The organism is Paenibacillus methanolicus, from assembly GCF_008124765.1.
Lineage (GTDB): Bacteria > Bacillota > Bacilli > Paenibacillales > Paenibacillaceae > Paenibacillus_Z > Paenibacillus_Z methanolicus.
Map to the genome: position 1 here is coordinate 610569 of NZ_VNHS01000001.1, position 22964 is coordinate 633532.

Sequence of the window (22964 nt, forward strand, 5' to 3'; positions counted from 1 at the left end):
ATTGTACTCATGGGCGCCCTCACCCTGTATTCCTTCTCCGTATCCAAACAGAACGTCCGGAATGAGATCGTGAAATACAATACCCTCATGCTCAACCATACGATGGACAGCTATGAGAAGCATTTCGATTTGATCAAGCGGCAGATGCTCATGTTTTTTTACAGCGAGAACGTACAGGCGCTTAGCAGCGCGCCGAACTATCGCGAATTTCCCGATCTTCAGCTGGAGCTGAGCTCGTATGCGTCGAACACGTCCTTGTTCATCCACAACATCGCCTTGTTCCCGTCGCGCGGCGATTTCGTGTTGGAGAAAGGAACGAGCACCACGCCGCAGGCGATGTTTAACGTGTTCTACGAGAATGAAGCCTACGGACTCGACTTCTGGCGCGGCCAATTCGAACAGAACTACAATTTCCGCGTCATGCCTGCCGCCGTATTTCGCAATCGGATGTTCTCGAATCAAACCATCTACGAGCACCTCATACCCGTCGTATTCAAAGCAAGGGAAAACAGCGATATGCTCATGATCGTCTATCTGGACGCGGACAAAATGCACGAAACCTTTCACCAAACGGCGAGCGGGGATTTTATGATCCGGGACGAACGCGGTCAAACGTTGTTCCAGAGCGCGGGACAAGAGCCGCCGATCAATCCGGCCGAACTGCGCATGGACGCCAGTTCCGAGTATAAGTCGAATGGCACCTACTTTTTCCAGGTGGCGGGCAAGTATAGCGGATTCACCTATGTGAAACGCGTTCCCGTCGAACGGATTGCTTCGCAAAGCCGCTTGAACAAGACGCTGATCGGCGCGACCGCGGTTTCGATCGCCGCGGCGATTATCATCTCTTGGATGTTTGCGGCCGGCATCAACCGACCGATACAGAAGGTCATCGGTTCGATCCGGGGAGAGTCCGCCGGAGGAGGCTTCCGATCTTCCATCCGCGAATTCAATATTATCCGGCATCAAATTCAAGACAAGAACAAGACCGACAAGCAGCTGTCGATTCTACAGGAGTTGAAGGCGATTCGCAGTCACTCCGATATGCGTCCCTACGCTTTGGCGGATAAGCCGTTCGTACTCGTCTTGTTCCATGTCATGAGCAGGAGGGAGGAAGACGCGGCGCGCGGTTCCTTTCAGACGTGGCTGAGCTATATGAGGGTGTACATGGAGGAACGGCTCGGCAAAGCGTTCCCCGATTCCATGACGTTCGCGATCGAGGCGAACCAGATTATCAGTCTCGTTCATACGGATCGAAGGGAAGTGATCATCGATCAGCTTGCCCGGTTCGAGAAGGTATTCGAGCAGGACAAAGCGTTCGGCAACGTGACGATCGCCGTATCCCATGCTTACGAGCATTCCGATCGGATCGCCGCCGCCTTCCAAGAGGTGACGGACTTGATCGGCGGGCGCGTCATGTCGGATCGTACCCAATTGTTAACGGAACCCGCGGAAGGATCGATCGCGATCGATATGGATCTCGATCAATGGAGGGAGTTTCAGGTCAATCTGCGCGAGGGGAACGAACCGCAGCTGACGAATCTGATTCGAAAGGTATTTGCCAAGCGGCAAGGGAAAGAGCTCACGGCAGCGGCATGGCTGGAGTTCGGCAGGAACGTGATCGGCAAGATCAAGAACGAGGCGTCCCCGATCGTGATCGCGCCCGGCCGGCTGCAGGAGATCTTTCACCAGGCGGACAAGAAGATGCAGCAGTGCGTAACGGCCGCTGATCTCGAACGGCTGCTGATTGATTGGACCGCCCAAGCGGCGGAGGGATTCCGTAGCAGGAAGCAGCTGCGCGATCCGATCACGTCCGCCGTCGTCGACTACGTCAATCGGCATTTGTCGGAGGAAATTTATCTCGACATGCTGGCCGAACACTTGAATTTGAGCAGCGGTTATTTGTCCGCCTACTTCAAGGAGAAATCCGGGATGAACTTCGTGGACTATATTAATGAAACCCGGATCATGAAAGCCACGACCCTGCTGGGCGACAATACGCTCAAAATTCATGACGTTGCGGAGGCCGTCGGGTATCGAAACATTACCTCCTTCAACCGCATGTTCAAGAAATATATGGGCGTGACGCCAAGCGAATTCCGCCGAAAGCAAAGCGCCGACGCCTGACCGGAAGCCCCGTATTGCGGGGCTTTTTTCTAATACCTAAGCCGATATCGCGAAACTGGTCTTTTTTTTAGATAGCTGAGAAAAGTCGCAAATCCCATGATTTCCGGTTATTTACGATTCGATCGAATTCTCCCTATGATAAGGGCGAAGGGGGCGATCGATCGGCCGGCAGAACAATCTGAATCGGCAGTTTGAAAGCGCAAACACTTCTTCAACGAATCGAAAAGGGGGATCACATGAACACGACCATGAGAAAACGATATTCCAGCGTAATGTTCATCCTGGCTTTGGCTGCGACCCTGCTCGCGGCATGCAGCGGCGGAAATGGCGGAAATGGCGGTAACGGCACGACGACGGATCCTGCGAATACGCCGAACGACACAGGCTCTACGACGCCTGCGGTGACAACGCCGGCCACGCCGGAGAAGCCGGCTCCGAGCAAGATCAGCATCATTACGGAATACTCCACCGGATGGCCGCCGAAGCCGGACTGGGCCGTGTGGAAATGGCTGCAGGAAGAGACGAACATTACGGTTGAACAACAGACGTTCGCTTCTCCCGAATCGTTGGCGCTGGCCGTCGCATCCGGCGAAATGCCGGACATCATGCACGTCTATCCGGGGGAGGTCGCCAAATTCGGCCCGCAAGGCGCATTCCTCGATTTGTCCCAGCATATGGACAAAATGCCGAATGTGAAGGCGTTCTTGGATAGTAATCCCGAATTTCTGACTCGCGTCACCCAGCCCGACGGCAAAATCTACAACCTGATCAACTCGGGCGGCGGCGCCGGCAACCAATTGGTCTGGTTCTACCGCGAAGATATTTTCCAGAAGCACGACCTGAAGCCGCCTACCACGTGGGATGAGCTGTATACGGTATCCAAGAAGCTGAAGGAGCTGTACCCGGACAGCTATCCGTTCGTATTCCGGCATGGCATCGGCACGCTCAATACGTTCGGCCCGTCGTTCGGCATCTATCCCGAATATTTCAGAGATCCGAGTACGGGCAAGTTCAGATACGGCGCGAACGATCCGAGTTTCAAGACGATGGTCACGCAGCTCAACAAACTCTATTCAGACGGATTGTTCCCGCCCGACTGGCTGTCGATGGACTATAAATCGTGGACGCAGTTCATGACGACGAACAAATCGTTCATCAGCGTCCAGTACGTCGGACAGATCGAAATCATCAATAATCAGCTGACGGAAGGCAAATTGAAGTTCATGGCACCGCCGCTTGGCGCGGGCGACAAGGCGTACTTGCCGAAAGCGACCGAAGATTTCGGCTTCGCCGTATCGTCGAATACCAAAAATCTGGACGCCGTGCTGCGCTTCCTCGACTATATGTACTCCCCGAAAGGCAAAGAAGTTCAGAGCTGGGGGAGAGAAGGGGAAACGTACACGATCGAGAACGGCAAGAAGAAGTTCCTCCCGATCTTCAAGGAGGCGAACGATCTTCGCCGGGAAGTCGGCATCGGCACGCATGGCGCCTACGGATTGCTGGACTTCGATGCCTGGATCGCGCTTGTGAAGGAAGACGAGAAGGAGCCTTACATCGAATCGCAGAAGTATAGCTATCCGCTCGCGCCTTCCCTCCCGAACTTGACGAAAGAAGAGTCGGCTACGATCGTGACTCAAACGGATCAGCTGTTCAAGCATTATTCGACTTCCGTCAGCAAATTCATCATGGGCGAAACGCCGCTTGCGGAATGGGATGCGTTCGTATCCTCGCTTAATCAGTACGGACTTCCGCAAATCTTGGAAACGTACCAAACCGCAGATGATCGCGTGAAGAAATAAAGAATGACCATCGGAAGGGGCCGTCGTCTAGTCGACCGACGGCCCCTTTCCACTACGCTCGATGAAAGGGGATGCGCGATGAATACTTCCATATTCCGCAAAATTAGGCGAGACCGGGCGTTCCTGGTGCTGCTTGCGCCCGCGCTGATTTTCTACATTCTGTTCCGCTACGTGCCGATGTTCGGCATTATCGTATCCTTCAAGGATTACAACCTGTTCTCGGGCATATGGAAGAGCGAATGGGTCGGGCTCCGTTATTACAAAATGTTCTTCGATAATCCGGATGCGTTCAACATCATCCGAAATACGTTTCTGCTCGGCTTATATAAAATCATATTCGGTTTCCCCGCGCCGATTATATTGGCCCTCTTGCTGAACGAGCTCAAAATGAAGCGTTATAAACGTTTTGTACAAACCGTCAGCTATATGCCGCATTTTTTGTCCCCCGTCGTCGTGGCGGGCATTCTGGTGATGATCTTGTCGCCCAGCACCGGGTTCGTGAACCAGATCATTCAGGATATGGGCTTCGAGCCGATTAATTTCTTGCAGAAGGCCGACTGGTTCCGAACGATCTACGTCAGCTCGGAAGTGTGGCAGGAAATCGGCTGGGGCTCGATTCTTTATTTGGCGGCGCTGACCTCCATTGATCCGCAATTGTACGAGGCTGCCCGAATGGATGGGGCTAATCGTTGGCGGCAGATGTGGCACGTTTCCATTCCGGGCATTATGCCCGCGATCGTGATCTTGTTTATATTGCAGATCGGCAAGATCATGGAGCTCGGCTTCGATAAAGTGTTTCTGCTATCGAATGCGGCTACTTACGAAACCGCGGACATCATCTCGACTTACGTCTACCGGATGGGGATCACGTCGGCGAATTTCAGCTACGCGACGGCGATCGACCTGTTCATGGGCATTATCGGCCTGATATTCGTCTATTCCGCCAATGTCATCAGTCGCAAGCTTGGCGATACGAGTCTATGGTAAAGGGGAGCTCGTGGAATGGTTAAGCGTATCAGCATCTTCAATATCGTGAACGTCGTCATTCTCGCAATCGTCGCGTTCTCCGCGCTGTTTCCTTTCATTCATATGGCGGCCGTCTCGCTGAGCGCTTCGGAGTTCGTCGTCCGCAACGAGGTCAGCTTCTGGCCGAAGGGACTGCAATTCGAGGTGTACAAAGAGGTGTTCAAAGACGATCGGTTATTCACCGGCTATCGGAATACGATTCTATATGTCGTGCTGGGGACTGCGATTTCCTTGGCGACTACCGCGATGGCGGCGTATTCCTTGTCGAGGAGCAATTTGGTATTCGGCAAAACGATCATGATGATGATCGTGTTCACGATGTTCTTTAGCGGCGGCATGATCCCGACTTATCTCGTTGTACGCAGCTACGGCTTTATGAATTCGATATGGGCGATGGTCATCCCGAATATGATTACGAGCGTGTATTTGATCGTCATGCGCACCTTTTTTCAAGGGATACCCAGAGAAGTCGAGGAATCCAGCAAAATCGACGGCGCGTCCGATTACCGGATGTTCTTCAGCATCATCCTTCCGTTATCGAAGGCGGTTCTGATGACGATCGGCTTGTTCTACGCGGTCGCCATCTGGAACAACTTCTTCACGGCGCTGCTCTACTTAAGAGACGAGAGCTTGTATCCGCTTCAGCTGATCGTCCGCAGCATCGTGATGGTGGGTCAAGTTGGCGAAGCTATTGACGCGGCAGGCGCCGATGGAGAAGGCGTCGTGCTGGAATCGCTCAAATACGCGGTCATTCTAGTCAGTACGCTTCCCATCCTCGTGATCTATCCGTTTATCCAGAAGCATTTCGTGAACGGCGTTCTGATCGGTTCGGTCAAGGGGTAATGGGGATGAGGCAGCAGTCCGAATGCTATATCCGGCAAGACGCCGAATGCTGAATGAAAGCTCCGCTGGTCGGGGCTTTTTTTGTTATATAGGCGCAAGCCGAGAAATTAGTCTTTTTCCAAGGTAACTCGGAAAAGTCGCAAAGCGCACGATTTCCGGTTATTTACGGTGCGGTCGAACGCTCTCTATCATGGAAGCGAAGGGGGTGATCGGTTGACGGTACGATCCGATCAAGTTTATGAAAGCGCAATCAATTGTCGGTCAAGGGATCAGCGGGACAGAATGGAGAGCGTATAGTCGAGAAGAGTAGGGAACATGCCAGGTTTAGGAAATGTCTCGGTCGAGAATCCAGAAAGAGGTGAATGGATTGCAATTTTCTTCCGTGAAAAAGCGATTGTCCATTATGCTGCTTGTCATCATGGTCGCAAGCTTGTTCGCTCAAGCAGCGCCTTCTGCCGCCGCCGATGCCGCGCAAGCGACGTTAGGGCCCGAACTCATTCCGAATGGCGGATTCGAGGAGGTGCAGAACGGATTACCCGCGGGCTGGGTGCCGACCGTTGCCGCGCAGGCGCCTAACATCACGTCCGATACGTCGACCGTGTTCGTAGGAAGCAGAAGCCTGAAACTGCACGACGACGGCGTCGGCGGAAGCCGGGAAGTCGGCGTCAAGTCGGGCGAGATTCCGATCCGGTTCGGCGAGACGTATAAGGTAACTTTGAAAGCCAACGTCTCGCAAGGAAACGTCTACCTGTTAGTGCGCTACTTCAATGCCTCGGGCGGCTATCAGCAGAAGAACGCAACGGCCGTCGCCGCGGCCGGATGGCAGGAGCTGTCGGTCACCGTTACGCCGCTTTCCGATTATAGCCGTCACATCATCGTGTACGTGTACGAGCGAAGCGGCGAATCGCCGACAACGGCATACTTGGATGCGCTCTCGATGACAAGCGAAGATACGGCATCGCAGCCGCCGGTCGAATGGATCGCCAATGGCGGATTCGAAGAGGAACAAGGCGGACTGCCCGCCGTCTGGATTCCTACGATAGCGAGTCAAGCCGTCAATCTCTCCTTGAATACGGCAACGGTATATGAGGAGAGCCGAAGCCTGAAAATTCGGGATGACGGAACCGGAGGCAACCGGGAAGTCGGCGTCAAGACGCCGGAAATTCCGATCCGTTATGGCGAGACCTACACGGTCAACCTGAAGGCGAAGGTAGAGGAAGGCAAGGTGTTCCTGTTATTCCGCGCTTTCAATTCCTCTGGACAGTTCGAACAGAAGGCCGTCGAGCTGGGGACGACGTCCGGATGGCAGACGCTATCCATCTCGTTCACGCCTTCGGAAGCTTACAGCCGTCATGCGGTCATCTATGTTTACGACAACACGGCGACGGCGCCGACCACGGCTTACGTCGATGCGGTGAGCATGCGAAGCACCGAACTGCTGGCCAACGCAAGCTTCGAGCGGACGGCTTCCGGTCTGCCCGAGAACTGGAGCGTCTATCAATCGCAAGCGGGCAGCGTCGTTTCCGTCACCGATACGTACATCCACGGCGCCAAGGCGGTTCGATTGACGGATACGAGCAATCAGCAATCGCTTGGAATTCGCAGCAAGCTGGTCCCCCATTCAGGCGCGAGCCAGTATAAGGCCGCCGTACAGGCGAACATCGCGACGGGCACGGCCAGACTTTCCCTGCAATATTATGACGCGAATTTCGGCTTGCTGGGCCAGGTTGACGCGAGCGCGCCGGCCGCGGCAGGTTGGCAGAAGCTGATCGCTGAAGGTTCCGCTCCTGCCGGAACGGCTCTCGCGCGCGTGATGCTCTGGTCGTCCGAGGCGGATCAATCGACGATCGTCTTCGATTCGGCAGAGCTGCGTTCGTCCGACGGACCGGCGACCGAGGAGCCGCAAGGCTCGCTGCAGTGGCCGACGAATCTCGTTCCCGGCACGTACATGCATTTCCGCCCCGCCCATCAGGCGGTCTCGAGCCAGAACGCGCCGGATTTCGCTTGGCCTTATATCGCCGGAGCCGATAAATACGAATTCCAGATTGCGGCGGCTTCGGACGGCAATTTCGCAATGCCCGTATATGCCAAGAACGATCTGACGGTCAACCTGCACAATTTGCCGACCGCCCTGGATCCGGGCGACTCGTATGTCTGGCGCGTACGGTTCCATATTGCCGCCGGCTGGTCGGACTGGAGCGACAGCCGCCAATTCCGATTGACGCCGGACGCGGTTCCTTTCCTCGTGCCGGAGCCGGACGATCTGTTCGCCAACGTATCGTCGACCCACCCCCGGGTATTGACCAATGCGGAAGAGTTGGAGGATTTCCGCGGGTACAAGGACGGATTGGGGAAACCGATCTTCGATCAAGCGAAGCACGACGTCGACTTGGCCGCTCGGCTGCCGGCAGAGCCGGAACTGAATTATCCGCGGGATTATTATAATTTGCAGGATGCGGCTTTCGTGGCGGCAACGAGCGGGGTCACTCAATACGTCCGCAAAGAGACCGACATGATGCTGAAGGCCGCATTCGTCTATCTCATAACAGAAGACGAAGTCTACGGGAATTTCGCAAAGAATCGGCTCCTCAATGTCATGACTTGGGACCCCGAAGGCGCGACCAATTACAGGCAAGTCGATCAGGCCTTCCGGGAAATCGCGTACAAGGGAGCGATCGCGTACGACTGGATTTATCCGCTCATTGCCGAGGAGGATAAATCCGACATTATATCGATGATCGCAAGGCGCACGCAGACGCTGGCGGAGGACATCCTCGGCGCTTCCTCGCTGTATAAGAACCCTTGGAATTCACACGGGTGGACGGCGACCGGCTACGTGGGAACCATCGCCGTCGCGCTGCTGCATGACGATACGGTCGTGAACGGGGTCCCGATATCCGTTATGGCCAGAGATTGGTTCGAGAAATCGGTGCCGGCCCGGATCAACATCTTCCCGCCGGTCGCGGGCGAAGAGGGCGGATGGGCTTCCGGCACCAACTACTGGCAGGTATCTCACCTCGCGGACAAATTGTTCGCCGACGTGCTCCTTGCCGCCTCGGGACTCAACATGTACGACAAGGCGTACGCTCGCAATGCCCAGACCTTCGGTCCGTATTTCCTGCCGAACGGTCAGCCGAACGGCGTCTTCGGAGACGGCATACACGACCCGATGATGCCGGCGACCGTCACGCACGCGCAGCGGGAAGCGCAAATCTATCAGAATCCGGTGACCAAATGGTATGCCGATTCCGGCAGCTCCGGCCGCGAACTCTCCTACTTGTTCGGCTTCGCCTACGGCGATCCGACGCTGGAAGGCAGACCGCCGGTCGACATGCCGACGGCCAAATGGCAGAAGGACACGGATTGGGTGGCGATGCACTCCAGTCTCTATGATCCGGAGCGGGTATCGCTATATTTCAAGTCCAGCCCGTACGGCAGCTATAATCACAGCCATGCGGACCAGAACAGCTTCGTCATTAACGCGTACGGCGAACAATTGGCGATCGACGCCGGACAATACGACAGCTATATGAGCAATCACGACAAAGGCTTCACGAGAACGACGTTAGCGCATAACGCGATCACCTACGACGGCAATAAAGGCCAAAAAATTCTCGATATGACGGCATCCGGACGAATTACCGGATTCGTGTCGGGCAAGTCATTCGATGCCACGGTAGGAGACGCGACGCAAGCGTACAACACGTATAACAATGCCGATTATCCGGGCCTTGCGCAAGCGAAGCGCAGCATCATCTACGTCAAGCCGAACGCGTTCGTCGTCGTCGACAATTTGAAGGCGAAGGCCGCGGGCGGCTCCGAGTTCGAATTCCGGCTTCACGCGATGTCGAATTTGGCGCTCGATGACGACAAGCAAGGCGCTTCGATTACGCAGAACGGCGCGGCCATGGACGTGAAGTTCCATTATCCGGCGGTCCAAGAAGCGAGCTCGACCGATCAGTATTTGACGGCGCAAGGCGAAGTCGTAATGCCGTCGGGCAGCTGGGCGAGCAAGCCGCTTCAGCGGCACGCGACGTTCACGTTCCCCAAGACGCAAGAGACGACGATCGTCTCGACGTTCGAGCCTTACCGCGCAGGCACGCAGCCGCTGGGAATCGTCGAATCGACGAACCACGGCACGTATCAGCATTTGCTCTTTGCCGACGGCACTCATGTTTATGTGCGTCTATCCGATGGCGGCACGGTGATGGCGGACGGATTCGAATTCGACGGGATCGCCGTCACGTCGAAGGCCGACAGCCTCATGCTGGTCGGCGGGACGAAGCTCGTCAAGGACGGCGTCACGCGCTTCCAGTCCGACGTGCCGGCCACGATCGTCATCGACGATAAGGAACTCACGGTTTCAAGCGGGACGAACATGAACGTCCAGGTGTACGTGCCTAACGATGCCGTGCTCCATGACCAGCATTACAATCCGGTTCCGTTAGGAGGGGATGTGCAGCAAGCCTTGAACGAAAACGGCCTTCACGTGGAGAAGAACGGCCAGCTCCTAACCGTTCGGGCGGGGCGCGGCGACCACCGCTTCCATCTTCGCGGAGGGAGTCCGCCAACCCAGCAGCCGCCGATTACGCTGAATGTCGAGCTCGATGGCGTCAGCACGCCGGTTACATTGAAGGCGCACGGTTCCTATGATGGGGGAATAGCGGCTTGGGGTCAGCTTCCTCAAGTGCCGGCGGGGTTGTATGAAATTCTGGAAGCGTCGGAAGGGCTCGTATTCCAGAAGTTCGGCACGCCCAAACCTTCGATGTTCCTGGACGCTTCGCCGATGATCATTATGGAAGGTTCGGGCGGCACGCTCCGGTTGCGCACGGCAGGTTCGGGCGAACGTACCGATACGGAGGCGGTGGACGATTACGATGCGGTGAAGGACGGCCTAGCTTCCTTCAAGGAGGCGGAGTTCTTCGAATCCACGGCCGGCGGGAAGTTCGACGTGTATACGAGTCGGCCGTTCCTGTCCAACGGCACCGGCGTCGCGGCATGGAATCAGAAAGGCCAATCGATTACATGGAAACTCGATGTGCCCCAATCCGGGCAATACGATCTGGTCGTGAAGTACGTGGCCGGATGGGACCTGACTGGCGAAGATCAGACGACGCGGCTCATCCAGCTCGGCGGAGATATGTATACGGCTGAAGCGCCGAAGACGTATAACTGGGGGACGGAGCCGCAATATTGGAAAGCGCTGCGAATCAAGACCGGAACATCCCTTGCACAAGGCTCGGCTACGGTCACGATGTGGAACGTGCTCGGCCCGATGAATCTGGACTGGGTCGGATTGGTCGAATCGGAAGGAAGCGAACCAGCAGACAAGACGGCGCTTGCCGCCAAGATCGCCGCCGCACAGGCGCTGCATGAGGAAGACTTTACGACGGAATCATGGACGGCGCTGCAATCGGCATTGGCGCAAGCGACTACGGTGAATGAGGATGGCGCCGCTACGCAAGATCAGACGGATACGGCTGCGGCGAGCTTGCAAGCCGCCACGGACGCGCTTGCGCCGAGCGCTGCCGCCGTCCCTGGAGAAGCGGTGCTGTCCAGCAACAGCGGTCATGCGAATGGACTTCATGACGGCAACTATACGATCACGATGAACTTGTGGTGGGGCCAGAACGGCACGAGTTACACACTGTACGAGAACGGCGCGGCCATCGATACGAAGCGGCTTGCCGACGGATCGCCTGCCGCGCAGAGCGCGGCGACGACCGTATCGGGCAAGCCGAACGGCACCTACGTGTATACGTGCGAGCTTCGGAACGGGCGAGGGGCCACCGCCTGCACGCCGGTCACGGTCACCGTCAAGGACTCGACTTCCGGCAAGCCGGAGCTCTCCCACGATAACTGGGATACGAACGGGGATTACACCGTGACGATGAACATGTGGTGGGGCACGAACGGCACGACTTACAAGCTGTACGAGAATGAGGCGTTGATCGACACCCAGTCCTTAACCGCGAACTCTCCCAACGCCCAATCGGCGAGCACGCCGATAACGGGGAAGGCGGCAGGCACGTATCGCTATAAAGCCGAACTGATCAACGCAGCCGGCGTCACCGAAAGCCAAGAGATGACCGTAACCGTGAACTGAGGCCTTGCAGCTTTGCGCAGAGAAGCAGCCCGCCTGACATCAGGCGGGCTATGTCGCCAAGGTGATGAGGAATACCGGAACGAGAACTGGCCCAGAATGGAAGAATAACAGGGAGACGCTCCCGGAAAGAGGTTAACGATGGGTAATGCGGTATTCAGTCGCAAAATCGTTGTCCTGCTTCTCGGCCTGACGCTTGGATTCGGCTTGCTGCCCTTAAACTTCTCGACGCGGGACGCGCAAGCGGCCAATTATCCGCTAGGCGAGGAAATGGTTGCGAACGGCAGCTTCGAATCGCTAACTAACGGTTTCCCTTCGAACTGGACCGCCATTAATGGAACCCAAGCTTCCATGACGGTGGATACATCCCAAACTACCCATGGAGGGAGAGCCTTAAAGATCACCGACACGGCAGGAAGCTGCAATGGCGGAACGCAATCAAGCTGCGAAGTCGGCGTGAAGTCGGATCCGATCGCGATTCGATATGGCGACACGTATACGGCCGAAGTAAGAGCCTACGTCAGTCAAGGCCAAGTTCGCATGATGGTTCGAACCTATGACTCGGATCACAACCCAAGTACCCAGCTATATGTAGCCGATTCCACGCTGGATGCGGGCTGGCAGACCGTATCGATTACGTTTACGCCTCCGGAAAGCCACAGCGCGACCGCAGTCATCTTGGTGTACGAGCGATCCACGACGGCGCCTACGCAAGCTACGATCGATGAAGTCTCGTTGAAGCTGTCGGGCGATCTGGTCCATAATGGCGGCTTCGAACTTATTCCAACGCCGTCGAACGGCTTCCCGATCGGCTGGGTTCCCTTGAACAACGTCGCGCCCTCTTCCGTATCGATGAGTTATGTACCAGCTAACGTAAGCGCAGGCAGCGGAAGCGTGATGATCGTCGACAACAGCGGCGGCGAACCTTACGGCGATGTCGGCTTGAAAGCCCCGCCTATATCCATTCGGCCGGGCGAAACGTTCGACATTAAGGCGAAAGTGAAGGTTGCGGAAGGGAACGTCATGGTACTGGCCCGCTCTTCTAACGGCAGCGGTCAATATGAGCAGTCATACGGATTTCGGACCGCGGCCGCCGGCTGGCAGACGATTGCGTTCTCGCACACGCCGGTGGATCCGGATGCGTCGACCCTCGTCCTGGAGATATACGGGCGAGACACCGACAATTCGGACGGATGGAAGACGACCGCTTACGTCGACGAAGTATCCGTCACGCGCAGCGGGCTGCTGTACAATCCCAGCTTCGAAGAGGGGACGGGAACATGGCCCGAAGGCTGGAGCGTCTCCGGCACGCCGGCGAGCGGCACCGCCTGGGTAACCGCTCCGCATCCGATCGACCATGGAACCAAAGCGGTCCGAATCGCGCAGTCGTCGGTGCAGCTGCACAGTATTCCCGTCAAACACAAGCTTCTCGCAATCAATGGCAGTTACTCTGGCGCCACCTATACCGCCGAGGTAAAGACCAAGGTAACGAGCGGGAAAGCGACGTTGACGCTCCAATATTTGAATGCGGCAGGTTACCCCATCGAAAATTCGGTTACCGCGCAGGCGAATGCCGCTCCACAATGGCAGACGTTGAAGGCAACCTTGAAACCGCCGAATTATGCCGAGACGGTGAGAGTGGTTCTGTCCGTCGAGGGCGCTTCTGCCGACGCGGTGTTCGATTCGGCCGAGCTGCGGTTCGGATGGCCGATCACCGCTGCCGGGGATAAAACGATGCCGTTCAGACCTGCAGATCAATCGTCCGCCGAACAAAATCCGCCGGACTTCTCCTGGACGTACGTTGACGGAGCCGACCGATACGAGCTCCAGATCGCAACGAACGCCTCCTTCGACAAGGACTCGATTATCTATGAACACGCGAACATCCCCGTCAATGTATATAACCTGCCGAGAACCTTGACCGCAGGCACCGCGTATTACTGGCGCGTGCGCTACCATGCAACGCAAGGCTCGGCTTGGAGCGACGTCCGGCAGTTCAGCATCAAATCGAACGCGCACGCGTTCACGGTGCCCGATATCGAAACGATGATCCATGCCGTGCCGAGCGCACGCCCTCGAATCTTGACCACGCCGGGCACGCTGCAAGCATTTAAAGCAAAAAAAGATAACGTAGGCATGCCGATATTCGATTTCGTCAAAGCAAGAATAGACGACATGATCGCGAGAAACACCGATTCCAATCCGAATAATAATCATCCTCTCCCTTCCGATCCGACTTCGGATACGTGGGATGCCACCTCCGGGGAAAGCACGACGATTATAGCCGGTTCGTTGATGTATTTGATTACGGGCGAACCGCAATACCTCGAATTCACGAAGACGCGCCTGATGAACATCATCGGCTGGGATCCGAACGGGGCGACGAGCTATCAGAATGACGATCGTTCGTTCCGCGAAATCGTACTGGCCGCGGCCGTCGCGTACGACTGGTTGAACGCAACGGGGAACTTCACGGCAGCCGAAAGACAAGAGCTGCTTACGGCCATCCACACGAGGACCCAGACGCTCTACGGCGATATTCTGGATGACTCGTCCCTGTACAAGAGTCCCTATAATTCCCACGGGGGGACGGCCGCCGGCTACGTGGCGATCATCGCGACGGCGATGATGCACGAGACGGCCATCGTCAACGGCGTCTCGATGCACGATGCCGCGAAAGAATGGTTCAGGAAGGCGGTCCCCGTCCGCATCAATATGTACCCGCCTATCGGAGGCGAGCAGGGAGGCTGGGCTTCAGGTACGGGGTATTGGGGAGTCTCGCACTTGGCGGACAAACGGGTGGCGGATGTCTTGAAAGCCGCGACCGGCGTGGACTTGTATAAGAAGGCATTCTCGATTAACGAACAGAATATGGTTCCGTATTTCTGGCCGATCGGGTCGCCCGCCGGCAATTTCGGGGACAGCGCCGAAGAGCCGATGAAAGGCGAGACCGTCAGTCTGCTGAGGCGCCAAGCGGAGATGTACGCCAATCCGATTGCCCAGTGGTACGCCTCGGCGGCGCGGGTTCAAGTGGATCCATACCGGCTGTTCGCTTACCCGTACGGCACGACTACCGTCGGCAAGCTGCCGCCGTTCGCGCTGCCTCCGGCCCGCTGGCAGAAGGATGTCGGGTGGGTCGCCATGCACTCCAGCCTGTACGATCCCGACCGAATATCGTTGACCTTCAAATCCAGTCCATACGGCAGCTACAATCATAGCCACGCCGATCAGAACGGCTTCACGATCAATGCGTTCGGCGAGAAACTGGCGATCGATGCCGGCTATTACGACGACTATGCAAGTCCGTATCACAATAATTATTACCGGACGACATTGGCCCATAATGCGATTACCTATAAGTCGAGCGCCACGGGCGTCAGCATGGGACAGAAGACAGACGACCTCAAAGCGACCGGACGCATTGCCGGATTCGCGTCGATCGGAGCGTTCGACGGGACGGTAGGCGACGCGACGGCGGCGTACAATCAGGATGCCAATCTGCCGGGCTTGGACTTGGCCAGAAGAGGGATTATTTACGTCAAGCCGAACGCCTTCGTCATGATCGACAAGCTCGATGCCAAAGCGGCGTCCAGCGCCTCGTTTGAATACTTGCTTCATGCCGATTCGAATTTGACGATAAACGGGCAGGAGGCGACGATCGAGAAGAATAACGCGAAGATGAAGGCCCGGATTCAATACCCGGCCATCCTGAACGCGACGACCACCGTCAATTTCGAGACCGCTTCGGGCACGCCGATAACGCCGAATTTTGCCACGCCTAAACCATTGCAGAAGCACGCCAAGTTTACGTTTCCTTCGGCGACGTCGCAGACGATCATCTCCACGTACCAGCCGTATCGGGACGCGCCGGCGCCGGGGGTCATTACGACGCAGACTCACTTGGATGCGAACAATCAGCCGTACTATCAGCGTCTGTCGTTCGCGGATGGAACCATGGTCTATGTCCGCTTGGCGGGAAGCGGCCTCGTTAAGGTGAACGACAACTTCAAGTTCGACGGCATGGCCGCCGCCGTGCGCGGGAACAGCGTCATGCTCTTGGACGGCGTCCGGCTCGAGAAGGACGGGGTCGCGCTGATTGAATCATCGGCGAATGTTCCCGCGACCGTCGCGCTGAACGCATCGGAAGTCTCCATCTCCGGCGATGCCGCTCGGCTGCAGGTTACCATCAACACAAGCGCGACGACTCTCATTGACGAGACATACACGGCAGTTGACATGAATGAGACGGACGGCATGATCAAACGAGGCGTGCATTGGAGCAAAAGCGCAAACGCGATGACCATCAACACGGAATCGGGCCGCCATTTCTGGTTGAGCAACGTTTCGGCGCCGGGGCCCAAACCTAGCGAGAACGTGACTCTAACCGTCAAAGTAGACGGACAAATTATTGGGGAGCACTCCTTGCCGGCTCATGGCACCTATGCCGGCGGGACGGCTAGTTATGGTCAATTAACAAGCATTCCGGCTGGCACCTATACCATCATTAGCGCCCCGCCTGGACTCATTTTCGACAAAGAGGGGGCCGCGTCGGGGAGGAAGACGTTGAGCGGATCTCCCTGGGTCATCTTGGACGGAGCCTCCGGAGGCATGCTCGAATTGCAAACCGCGCCTTGATCCGAGTGCGGGAATAAACGGGTTTATGGTTTGACAGCAGACGCCAAGAGCCACGCCTTCAACTCCCGGTTACATGGGGGAAGAGGGCGCGGCTCTTTTGCACTCCGCAGCTTATTCTAGTAATGGATTCGTCGTGGCCACGATCTCGCCATGGCGTACGTATACTCTCGGCACCCGCTTGCCGATGAGGCACACGACCTCATATGGGATCGTCCCCATATGGAATGCGACTTCGTGGATCGAGATCCGTTCACCCGCCGACATCCCGAACAGCGTGACCGTTTCTCCTGCCTTCAGGTCGGGGAAGGAGGTGACGTCGATCATCGTTTGGTCCATGCAAACTCTGCCGATGATCGGGACCCGCTGCCCGCGGACCAGCGCGAATCCGTTATTGGACAGCTGGCGCGACAATCCGTCGGCATACCCGACCGGGAGGGTCGCAACCAGACTATTCTTATCCGTTCGATAGGTAAGCCCGTAGCTGACGGGCGTATTGCTAAGCACGGACTTCACGACGGCAACGTTGGTTTTCAATTGCATCGCTTCCCGGAACGGATAGTCCGGATGAACATCTCCCGCCAAAGGGGTCAGGCCGTACAACGCGATTCCGATTCGCGCCATGTCCATATGCATGTCGGGAAACTTCATCGCCGCGGCGCTGTTGGAGCAATGCTTGATCGGAATATGGACGCCGCTCTCGGATAACCGTTGGAGCAAGGAGACGAACGCGTCGAATTGTTCGTGCGTAAAAGCCGGATCCGGGTTGTCCGCATCGGCGAAATGCGTGAAGATGCCCTCGATCGCAACTCGCGAGCTTAAGCTTGCGAGGCACGCAGGCAGCACTTCTTCCGGCGTGAAACCTAATCGGGACATGCCCGTGTCGACCTTCAGGTGAACGCGAGCTTGAAGTCCGAGAGCCACGGCGCGGCTTGCGACGTCCGCCAACATATCGCTTGTCGAGACGGTGATGGTCAGCTGATGCCGAATCGCCGCTTCCATCGCATGCTGTGGCGTGTAGCCCAGGATAAGGACGGGAGTCTGTATGCCTGCGCGTCGAAGTTGAATCGCTTCGTCCGCGAACGCCACGCCCAAATAATCGGCCCCGGCTTCGATCGCCGTTATCGCCGCTTGAATGGCGCCATGCCCATATCCGTCGGCTTTCACGACCGCCATGAGGCGCACGGCTGGATTCAGCTTCTGTTTGAACAAGCGAACGTTATGATCGATTGCATCCAACGAGATCTCCGCCCAGGTCTCTCGGTAACGGTAAGCCGTCATACAGTCATCTCCTAAACCGGCTTTCAATTACGCCTGGTTCCGAATCTTCCAATTGTAGTAAGCGTGTACCTTGATATAGTTTAACACCGCTTGGCGTCCGCGAGGGAATGTCAAAAGAATACGGAATTTAGGCCCGATTAACGGCCGATTTTTGTGCAATTCTTCCATCGTTTCCCGTTGTCCAAAAAAGGTACGTTTAGGGAAGAAAAGAGGTGATGACGGACGTGCTTTATCAATCCAACCGCGTAGCGCAAATCCCTCCGTACGTATTCGCGGAATTGAACACGAAGAAGGAGCAGCTGGTCCGATCCGGCATCGATGTCATCGATTTGGGCATCGGCGACCCGGATCTCCCGACCCCGCGGCACATTGTCGAGAAGCTGATCGAGGAGATGCGCAACCCTGCCAACATGAAATACCCGAACTTCATCGGATGCGCGGAATTCCGGCAGGCGGTGGCGGGTTTCTATAAGCGGCAGTATGACGTTGATCTTGATCCGGACACCGAGGTGCTTATGCTGATCGGATCGAAAGAAGGGATCGCTCATCTGATTCCGGCCTTAATCGACCCCGGCGACGTGGTGCTTATTCCCGATCCGAGCTACCCGGTGTATCGGGTCGCGACGGCGATTGCGGGCGGGCGCGCCTATGGCATGCCGCTGACGGAAGCCAATCGATTCGAGCCGAGGTTCGATTCGATTCCGAGCGACACGGCGGAGCGCGCCCGGTTGATGTTCCTGAATTATCCCGGCAATCCGACGTCGGCGACGGTCGATCCCGACTTCTTCGGGCGGGCCGTATCCTACGCGCGGAAGCATGAGATTCCGATCGCGCACGATTCGGCTTACAACATGGTAACTTTCGACGGGTATCAAGCGCCCAGCATCCTGCAAGCCGAAGGAGCCAAGGAGATCGCGGTCGAATTCGGGTCGTTATCCAAAACCTACAATATGACGGGCTGGCGCATCGGCTACGTCGTCGGCAACCGGCACATCTTAAAGGCCTTGGCCACGATCAAGAACAATACGGATACCGGCCAATTCACGCCCATCCAGAAAGCGGCCGCCTTCGCGTTGAACGGCGACCAACGCTCCATCGCCGAACACAATCGGATTTATCGGGAACGGATGAACGTCGTGCTGGACGGATTAGCCTCAATCGGGGTCAAGGCGCAGTTGCCTAGAGGCAGCTTCTTCATCTGGGCTCCCGTTCCAACCGGATATACGTCGGCCGAGTTCGTCTCGCGCGTCCTGGAGCAGACCGGCGTCATCCTGACGCCGGGGAGCGCCTTCGGTCCGGAGGGAGACGGGTACGTTCGCCTATCCGTGTCGGTGCCGAATGAGCGGCTGGAAGACGCCATGAGCAGAATCAAACAAAAATTGCAACTCGATGGAGGAGTCCAATGAAACAGATCGTGAATTACATCCATGGCGAATGGAAGGCGTCGTCATCCGGGAAATTCGTGCCCGTTATCAATCCGGCGACGGGAGAAACGCTCGGGGAAGTAACCCAGTCAACGGCCGAGGAAGTCGATCTTGCCGTTCAAGCGGCCACCGAAGCACAGAAGTCGTGGCGGCTTGTGCCGGCCCCCGAACGGGCGGACGTTCTCTATAACGTGGCGCGATTGCTGAAGGAGCGAAAAGAAGAGCTGGCCCAAATTCTGACGCGCGAGATGGGCAAAGTCATAGCGGAAGCGAGAGGCGAAGTCCAGGAAGCGATCGATATGGCGTATTACATGGCCGGGGAAGGGCGCCGGCTGTTCGGCGATACCGTTCCGTCCGAGCTTCGCGATAAATTCGCCATGAGCGTCCGGGTGCCGATAGGGGTTGCCGGGTTGATCACCCCATGGAACTTCCCGATCGCGATCGCGTCATGGAAGTCGCTGCCCGCCCTTGTAGCCGGCAATGCCGTCGTCTGGAAGCCGGCTTCGGAGACGCCGATGATTGCGGCCGAATTCGTCAAGATCTATGAAGAGGCCGGGCTGACGAAAGGCTTGGTCAATCTCGTCCACGGATCCGGCAGCGTCGTCGGCGCCGCGATGTTAGAGCATCCCGGCATCGACTTGATTTCCTTCACGGGCTCGAACGAGGTGGGCAAGCGGATCAATGAACGGGCGGGCGCGCTGCTCAAGCGGACGTCGCTCGAGATGGGCGGCAAGAACGCCGTGATCGTGATGGACGATGCCGATCTCGAGCTGGCCGTGGACGGCATCTTGTGGAGCGCGTACGGCACCAGCGGCCAACGTTGCACGGCATGCAGCCGCGTCATCGCGCATGAAGCGATCAAGGAGGAGCTGGAAGTCAGGCTGCTGGAGAGAATCGCGCAATTAAAGCTGGGCAGCGGGCTCGATCCGTCCGTTCACGTCGGTCCGGTCATTAACCGCGCTTCGCTTACGCGAATCGACGGCTATGTGCGGCTTGGCTTGGAGGAAGGGGCGAAGTTGATTTGCGGCGGGCGGATCGCGACGGAGAGCGGTCTGGCGGAAGGGCATTTCTATACGCCGACGCTGCTTACGGACGTTACGCCGGATATGCGGATCGCGGGCGAAGAAATTTTCGGGCCGGTCGCATCGATCCTAACGGTCCGAAGCCTGGAAGAGGCGATCGAGGTCAACAATCAAGTGGAATTCGGTCTGTCCAGCGCCATCTATACGCGCGACGTTAACCAAGCCTACCGGGCAATGCGGGATTTGGATACGGGGCTCGTCTATGTGAACGCCGGAACGAGCGGCGCCGAAATTCATCTGCCCTTCGGCGGGACCAAAGGAACCGGCAACGGGCACCGGGACTCCGGCGTCGCCTCGCTCGACGTGTATACGGAATGGAAGTCCATCTACGTGGATTACAGCGGGAAGCTGCAGCGGGCCCAGATCGACAATTACGGATGACGGCCATTGTGGATGGCAACATACAGAAGCAGGCAATGTTCGAAGGTCGAGAGATCGAGGCCGGTCAGCTCCGAGATTTTATCCAGCCGGTACAGCAGCGTATTCCGGTGAATGAATAACGTGCGTGCCGTCTCGCTCACGTTCATGTTGCATTTGCAATAGGACAGGAACGTAGAAGCCAACGTCTCGTAGCTGCCGTGATTCCGGAGCCCGCCCAGCTGGCCGGCGAGTTTGTCGATGATGTACGGGGTTAGTTCTTTCGTTAATAGCTCTAATGTCAGATCCCAATCGTTGTAGTTATAGAACTTGGCGGGAAGCTGGCTCCGTTTGCCGGCTTGTAAGGTTCGGACGGCATTCTCGTACGATTCCTTGATCCCGTTCACGCCGTTCTTGACGTTCCCGATCGCAACGGACGCGCCGGCTTGATGCTTCTCCTGCGTAAAATGATTGAGCCGATGCATCCGATTCTCCAGCTTCTGCACGATCGTTTCCCGCTCATGCGGGAGAACGGCTTTGAGCACGATAAACCGTTCGAGGTTCAGCAGCGAGAAGATATCTTGCCGATGGTCGACGAATAGATGCTTCACCTGCTCGATCAATTCTCGTTGAAAATATGGCAGCGAATGTTTGTCCAGTCCCGGTACATGCAGGGAAAGCAAATCCATCTCGATGATGACGCAGATGCGATCCAGATCGAACCGGTAGCCGAGCATTTTGCCGTATTCGAGCATCGGATCGGCTTCGTCATGCCGGTTGGCGTACAGCAAATATTGAACGAGCGTATCCAGCGCTTTGGACTCGAGCACCGTCGTTTCCTTTTTGAACGATTCATGAAACATCAATTCGACATGGCTTTTCACCAGCTGCACGTATTTGCGGACGGTATCCGGAATGCCGGCAATGCCGAGGACGCCGATGACCTTGTCGTTGACGACGATTGGCGTCGCGATGCCGGGCAATACGTTGTCCAGCCCTTTGACATCCTCCTCTCCGTAGGAGACGGGCTGGTTTCGGCGCAGGACGTCGATCGTGGCAATATGGAGGCTGCCCAGTCGGCTGCGGTCCGTCGAGCCGATGATGCTGCCTTTCTCGTCCGTGATGATGATGGGGTAGCCGATAATGTCGCTCGTGTTGTCGACGATCGTTTGGGCAATATGCTCGAGAATCATGCACGTATCGCTCCTTCGCCTGACGGGGGTATGGAGCCCATTATAGCATGTTTGCCATCGCGGCAGTCGAGGAAAGGAGCTTCGAGAATGGGCAAACCGAAAGTGTTGCAAGTTCTATCGATGTATCACGAGCAAGGCGAAATCGCCCTTCGGGAAGGGGCTGACGTCACGCGAACCGATCAATACGATATTCCGCATCTCTGCCTGCTGGCGAAGGATGTGGAGGGGATCGTGCTAAGAGCCCCGGCGCGGATTACGCGCGAGGTGATCGACGCGGCACCGAACCTGAAAGTGATCTCCGGCGCGGGCGTAGGGCTCGATAACATCGATGTCGCGTATGCGACGGCCAAAGGAATTCCGGTTCTCCATGCGCCTTCCGTCAGCAAAGTATCGACCGCAGAGCACGCCGTGATGCTGATCCTGGCGCTGAGCAAGAACGTGATCCGCTTCCATGATGAAATGAGCAAAGGCGACTACTCGTCCCGAACCCGCATGCCGACCTATGAGCTCAAAGGAAAAAAAGCCGGCTTGGTCGGCTTCGGTCACATCGCGCAGGAAACGGCCAAACGGTTAAAGCACGGCTTCGAAATGGACGTGACCGCTTGGGTTCGGGAGATTGAACCGGCCAAGCACGGTGTCGCGCGCGAGCTGGGAGTCGTGCTGACGACCTGTCTGGAGGAGATTTTCGCGCAGTCCGATTTCATATCCCTGCATATTCCGCTGAACGATCAGACCCGACATTCCATCGATCGAAGGTTGTTCGCGCTGATGAAGCCGTCGGCGTACCTCATTAACACGGCTCGCGGCGCGGTCGTCCAACAGGAGCACCTATATGAGGCCTTGCGCGATGGAAGAATCGCCGGCGCGGGACTGGACGTGTTCGATCCGGAGCCGCCAGCCCGCGATCATCCGCTCCTGTCTTTGCCGAATGTAATCGTCACGCCTCACGTGGGGGGAACAACCGTTGAATGCAACGCGATAACCTCGACGACGGTGGCGCGTAACGTGATTCGCGTGCTGCAGGGAGAACGGCCCGAGTATATCGGCAACCCGGAAGCGCTGAACGGCTGGAAAGGGGAACCGGCATGACCGGATCCGAT

11 protein-coding genes are annotated in these 22964 nt (G+C 56.8%); 9 read left to right on the forward strand and 2 right to left on the reverse strand.

What is annotated here, in order from left to right; genetic code table 11:
* The first annotated feature begins 69 nt into the window (after nt 1–69).
* The 6 genes from BCM02_RS02150 (at nt 70) to BCM02_RS02175 (ending at nt 16530) form a co-directional block, all read left to right on the forward strand.
* A complete protein-coding gene (locus tag BCM02_RS02150; RefSeq protein WP_187433971.1) occupies nt 70–2124 on the forward strand; it encodes a helix-turn-helix domain-containing protein in 2055 nt (684 codons plus the stop codon).
* A gap of 236 nt (nt 2125–2360) precedes the next feature.
* Nucleotides 2361–3923 carry an extracellular solute-binding protein gene (locus BCM02_RS02155; RefSeq protein WP_148927398.1) on the forward strand — a complete coding sequence of 521 codons (1563 nt, stop codon included), beginning with the start codon at nt 2361–2363 and terminating at the stop codon, nt 3921–3923.
* A 78-nt stretch (nt 3924–4001) separates the two neighbouring features.
* Nucleotides 4002–4910, forward strand: coding sequence for an ABC transporter permease (locus tag BCM02_RS02160; protein ID WP_148927399.1), 909 nt, complete (start codon nt 4002–4004; stop codon nt 4908–4910).
* A 15-nt stretch (nt 4911–4925) separates the two neighbouring features.
* Entirely contained in the window at nt 4926–5792 is an 867-nt protein-coding gene (locus BCM02_RS02165) for a carbohydrate ABC transporter permease (RefSeq protein ID WP_148927400.1), read from the forward strand.
* A gap of 367 nt (nt 5793–6159) precedes the next feature.
* Nucleotides 6160–11898 (forward strand): DUF4962 domain-containing protein, encoded by a 5739-nt coding sequence (locus tag BCM02_RS02170; protein WP_187433972.1) that lies wholly within the window; start codon nt 6160–6162, stop codon nt 11896–11898.
* 138 nt (nt 11899–12036) lie between these two features.
* Nucleotides 12037–16530, forward strand: a complete 4494-nt coding sequence (locus tag BCM02_RS02175) for a DUF4962 domain-containing protein (protein ID WP_148927402.1) — start codon at nt 12037–12039, stop codon at nt 16528–16530.
* Between the two features lie 111 nt (nt 16531–16641).
* On the opposite strand, the gene alr is transcribed toward BCM02_RS02175, so the two are convergent.
* Nucleotides 16642–17808 (reverse strand): alanine racemase, encoded by a 1167-nt coding sequence (gene alr, locus BCM02_RS02180; protein ID WP_148927403.1) that lies wholly within the window; start codon nt 17806–17808, stop codon nt 16642–16644.
* A 215-nt stretch (nt 17809–18023) separates the two neighbouring features.
* On the opposite strand from alr, the gene BCM02_RS02185 reads away from it, so the two are divergent.
* Both BCM02_RS02185 and BCM02_RS02190 read left to right on the forward strand, forming a co-directional pair.
* Nucleotides 18024–19214, forward strand: coding sequence for an LL-diaminopimelate aminotransferase (locus tag BCM02_RS02185; protein ID WP_425466137.1), 1191 nt, complete (start codon nt 18024–18026; stop codon nt 19212–19214).
* Entirely contained in the window at nt 19211–20695 is a 1485-nt protein-coding gene (locus tag BCM02_RS02190) for an aldehyde dehydrogenase family protein (RefSeq protein ID WP_148927404.1), read from the forward strand. The genes BCM02_RS02185 and BCM02_RS02190 overlap by 4 nt, the downstream gene beginning before the upstream one ends.
* Here the strand turns inward: BCM02_RS02190 and BCM02_RS02195 are convergent.
* Nucleotides 20686–21864, reverse strand: coding sequence for a CdaR family transcriptional regulator (locus BCM02_RS02195; RefSeq protein WP_148927405.1), 1179 nt, complete (start codon nt 21862–21864; stop codon nt 20686–20688). The genes BCM02_RS02190 and BCM02_RS02195 overlap by 10 nt on opposite strands.
* An 87-nt stretch (nt 21865–21951) precedes the next feature.
* On the opposite strand from BCM02_RS02195, the gene BCM02_RS02200 reads away from it, so the two are divergent.
* Complete coding sequence (locus tag BCM02_RS02200) at nt 21952–22953, forward strand: hydroxyacid dehydrogenase (protein WP_148927406.1); 1002 nt, start codon at nt 21952–21954, stop codon at nt 22951–22953.
* Nucleotides 22954–22964: the final 11 nt, after the last annotated feature.

What these genes read in the sequence shown, in the direction of transcription:
- BCM02_RS02155 (WP_148927398.1), top strand. Translation starts at nt 2,361, where the DNA reads ATGAACACGACCATGAGAAAACGATATTCCAGCGTAATGTTCATCCTG.
- BCM02_RS02160 (WP_148927399.1), top strand. Translation starts at nt 4,002, where the DNA reads ATGAATACTTCCATATTCCGCAAAATTAGGCGAGACCGGGCGTTCCTG.
- BCM02_RS02165 (WP_148927400.1), top strand. Translation starts at nt 4,926, where the DNA reads ATGGTTAAGCGTATCAGCATCTTCAATATCGTGAACGTCGTCATTCTC.
- BCM02_RS02175 (WP_148927402.1), top strand. Translation starts at nt 12,037, where the DNA reads ATGGGTAATGCGGTATTCAGTCGCAAAATCGTTGTCCTGCTTCTCGGC.
- alr (WP_148927403.1), bottom strand. Translation starts at nt 17,808, where the DNA reads ATGACGGCTTACCGTTACCGAGAGACCTGGGCGGAGATCTCGTTGGAT.
- BCM02_RS02185 (WP_425466137.1), top strand. Translation starts at nt 18,024, where the DNA reads ATGACGGACGTGCTTTATCAATCCAACCGCGTAGCGCAAATCCCTCCG.
- BCM02_RS02190 (WP_148927404.1), top strand. Translation starts at nt 19,211, where the DNA reads ATGAAACAGATCGTGAATTACATCCATGGCGAATGGAAGGCGTCGTCA.
- BCM02_RS02195 (WP_148927405.1), bottom strand. Translation starts at nt 21,864, where the DNA reads ATGATTCTCGAGCATATTGCCCAAACGATCGTCGACAACACGAGCGAC.
- BCM02_RS02200 (WP_148927406.1), top strand. Translation starts at nt 21,952, where the DNA reads ATGGGCAAACCGAAAGTGTTGCAAGTTCTATCGATGTATCACGAGCAA.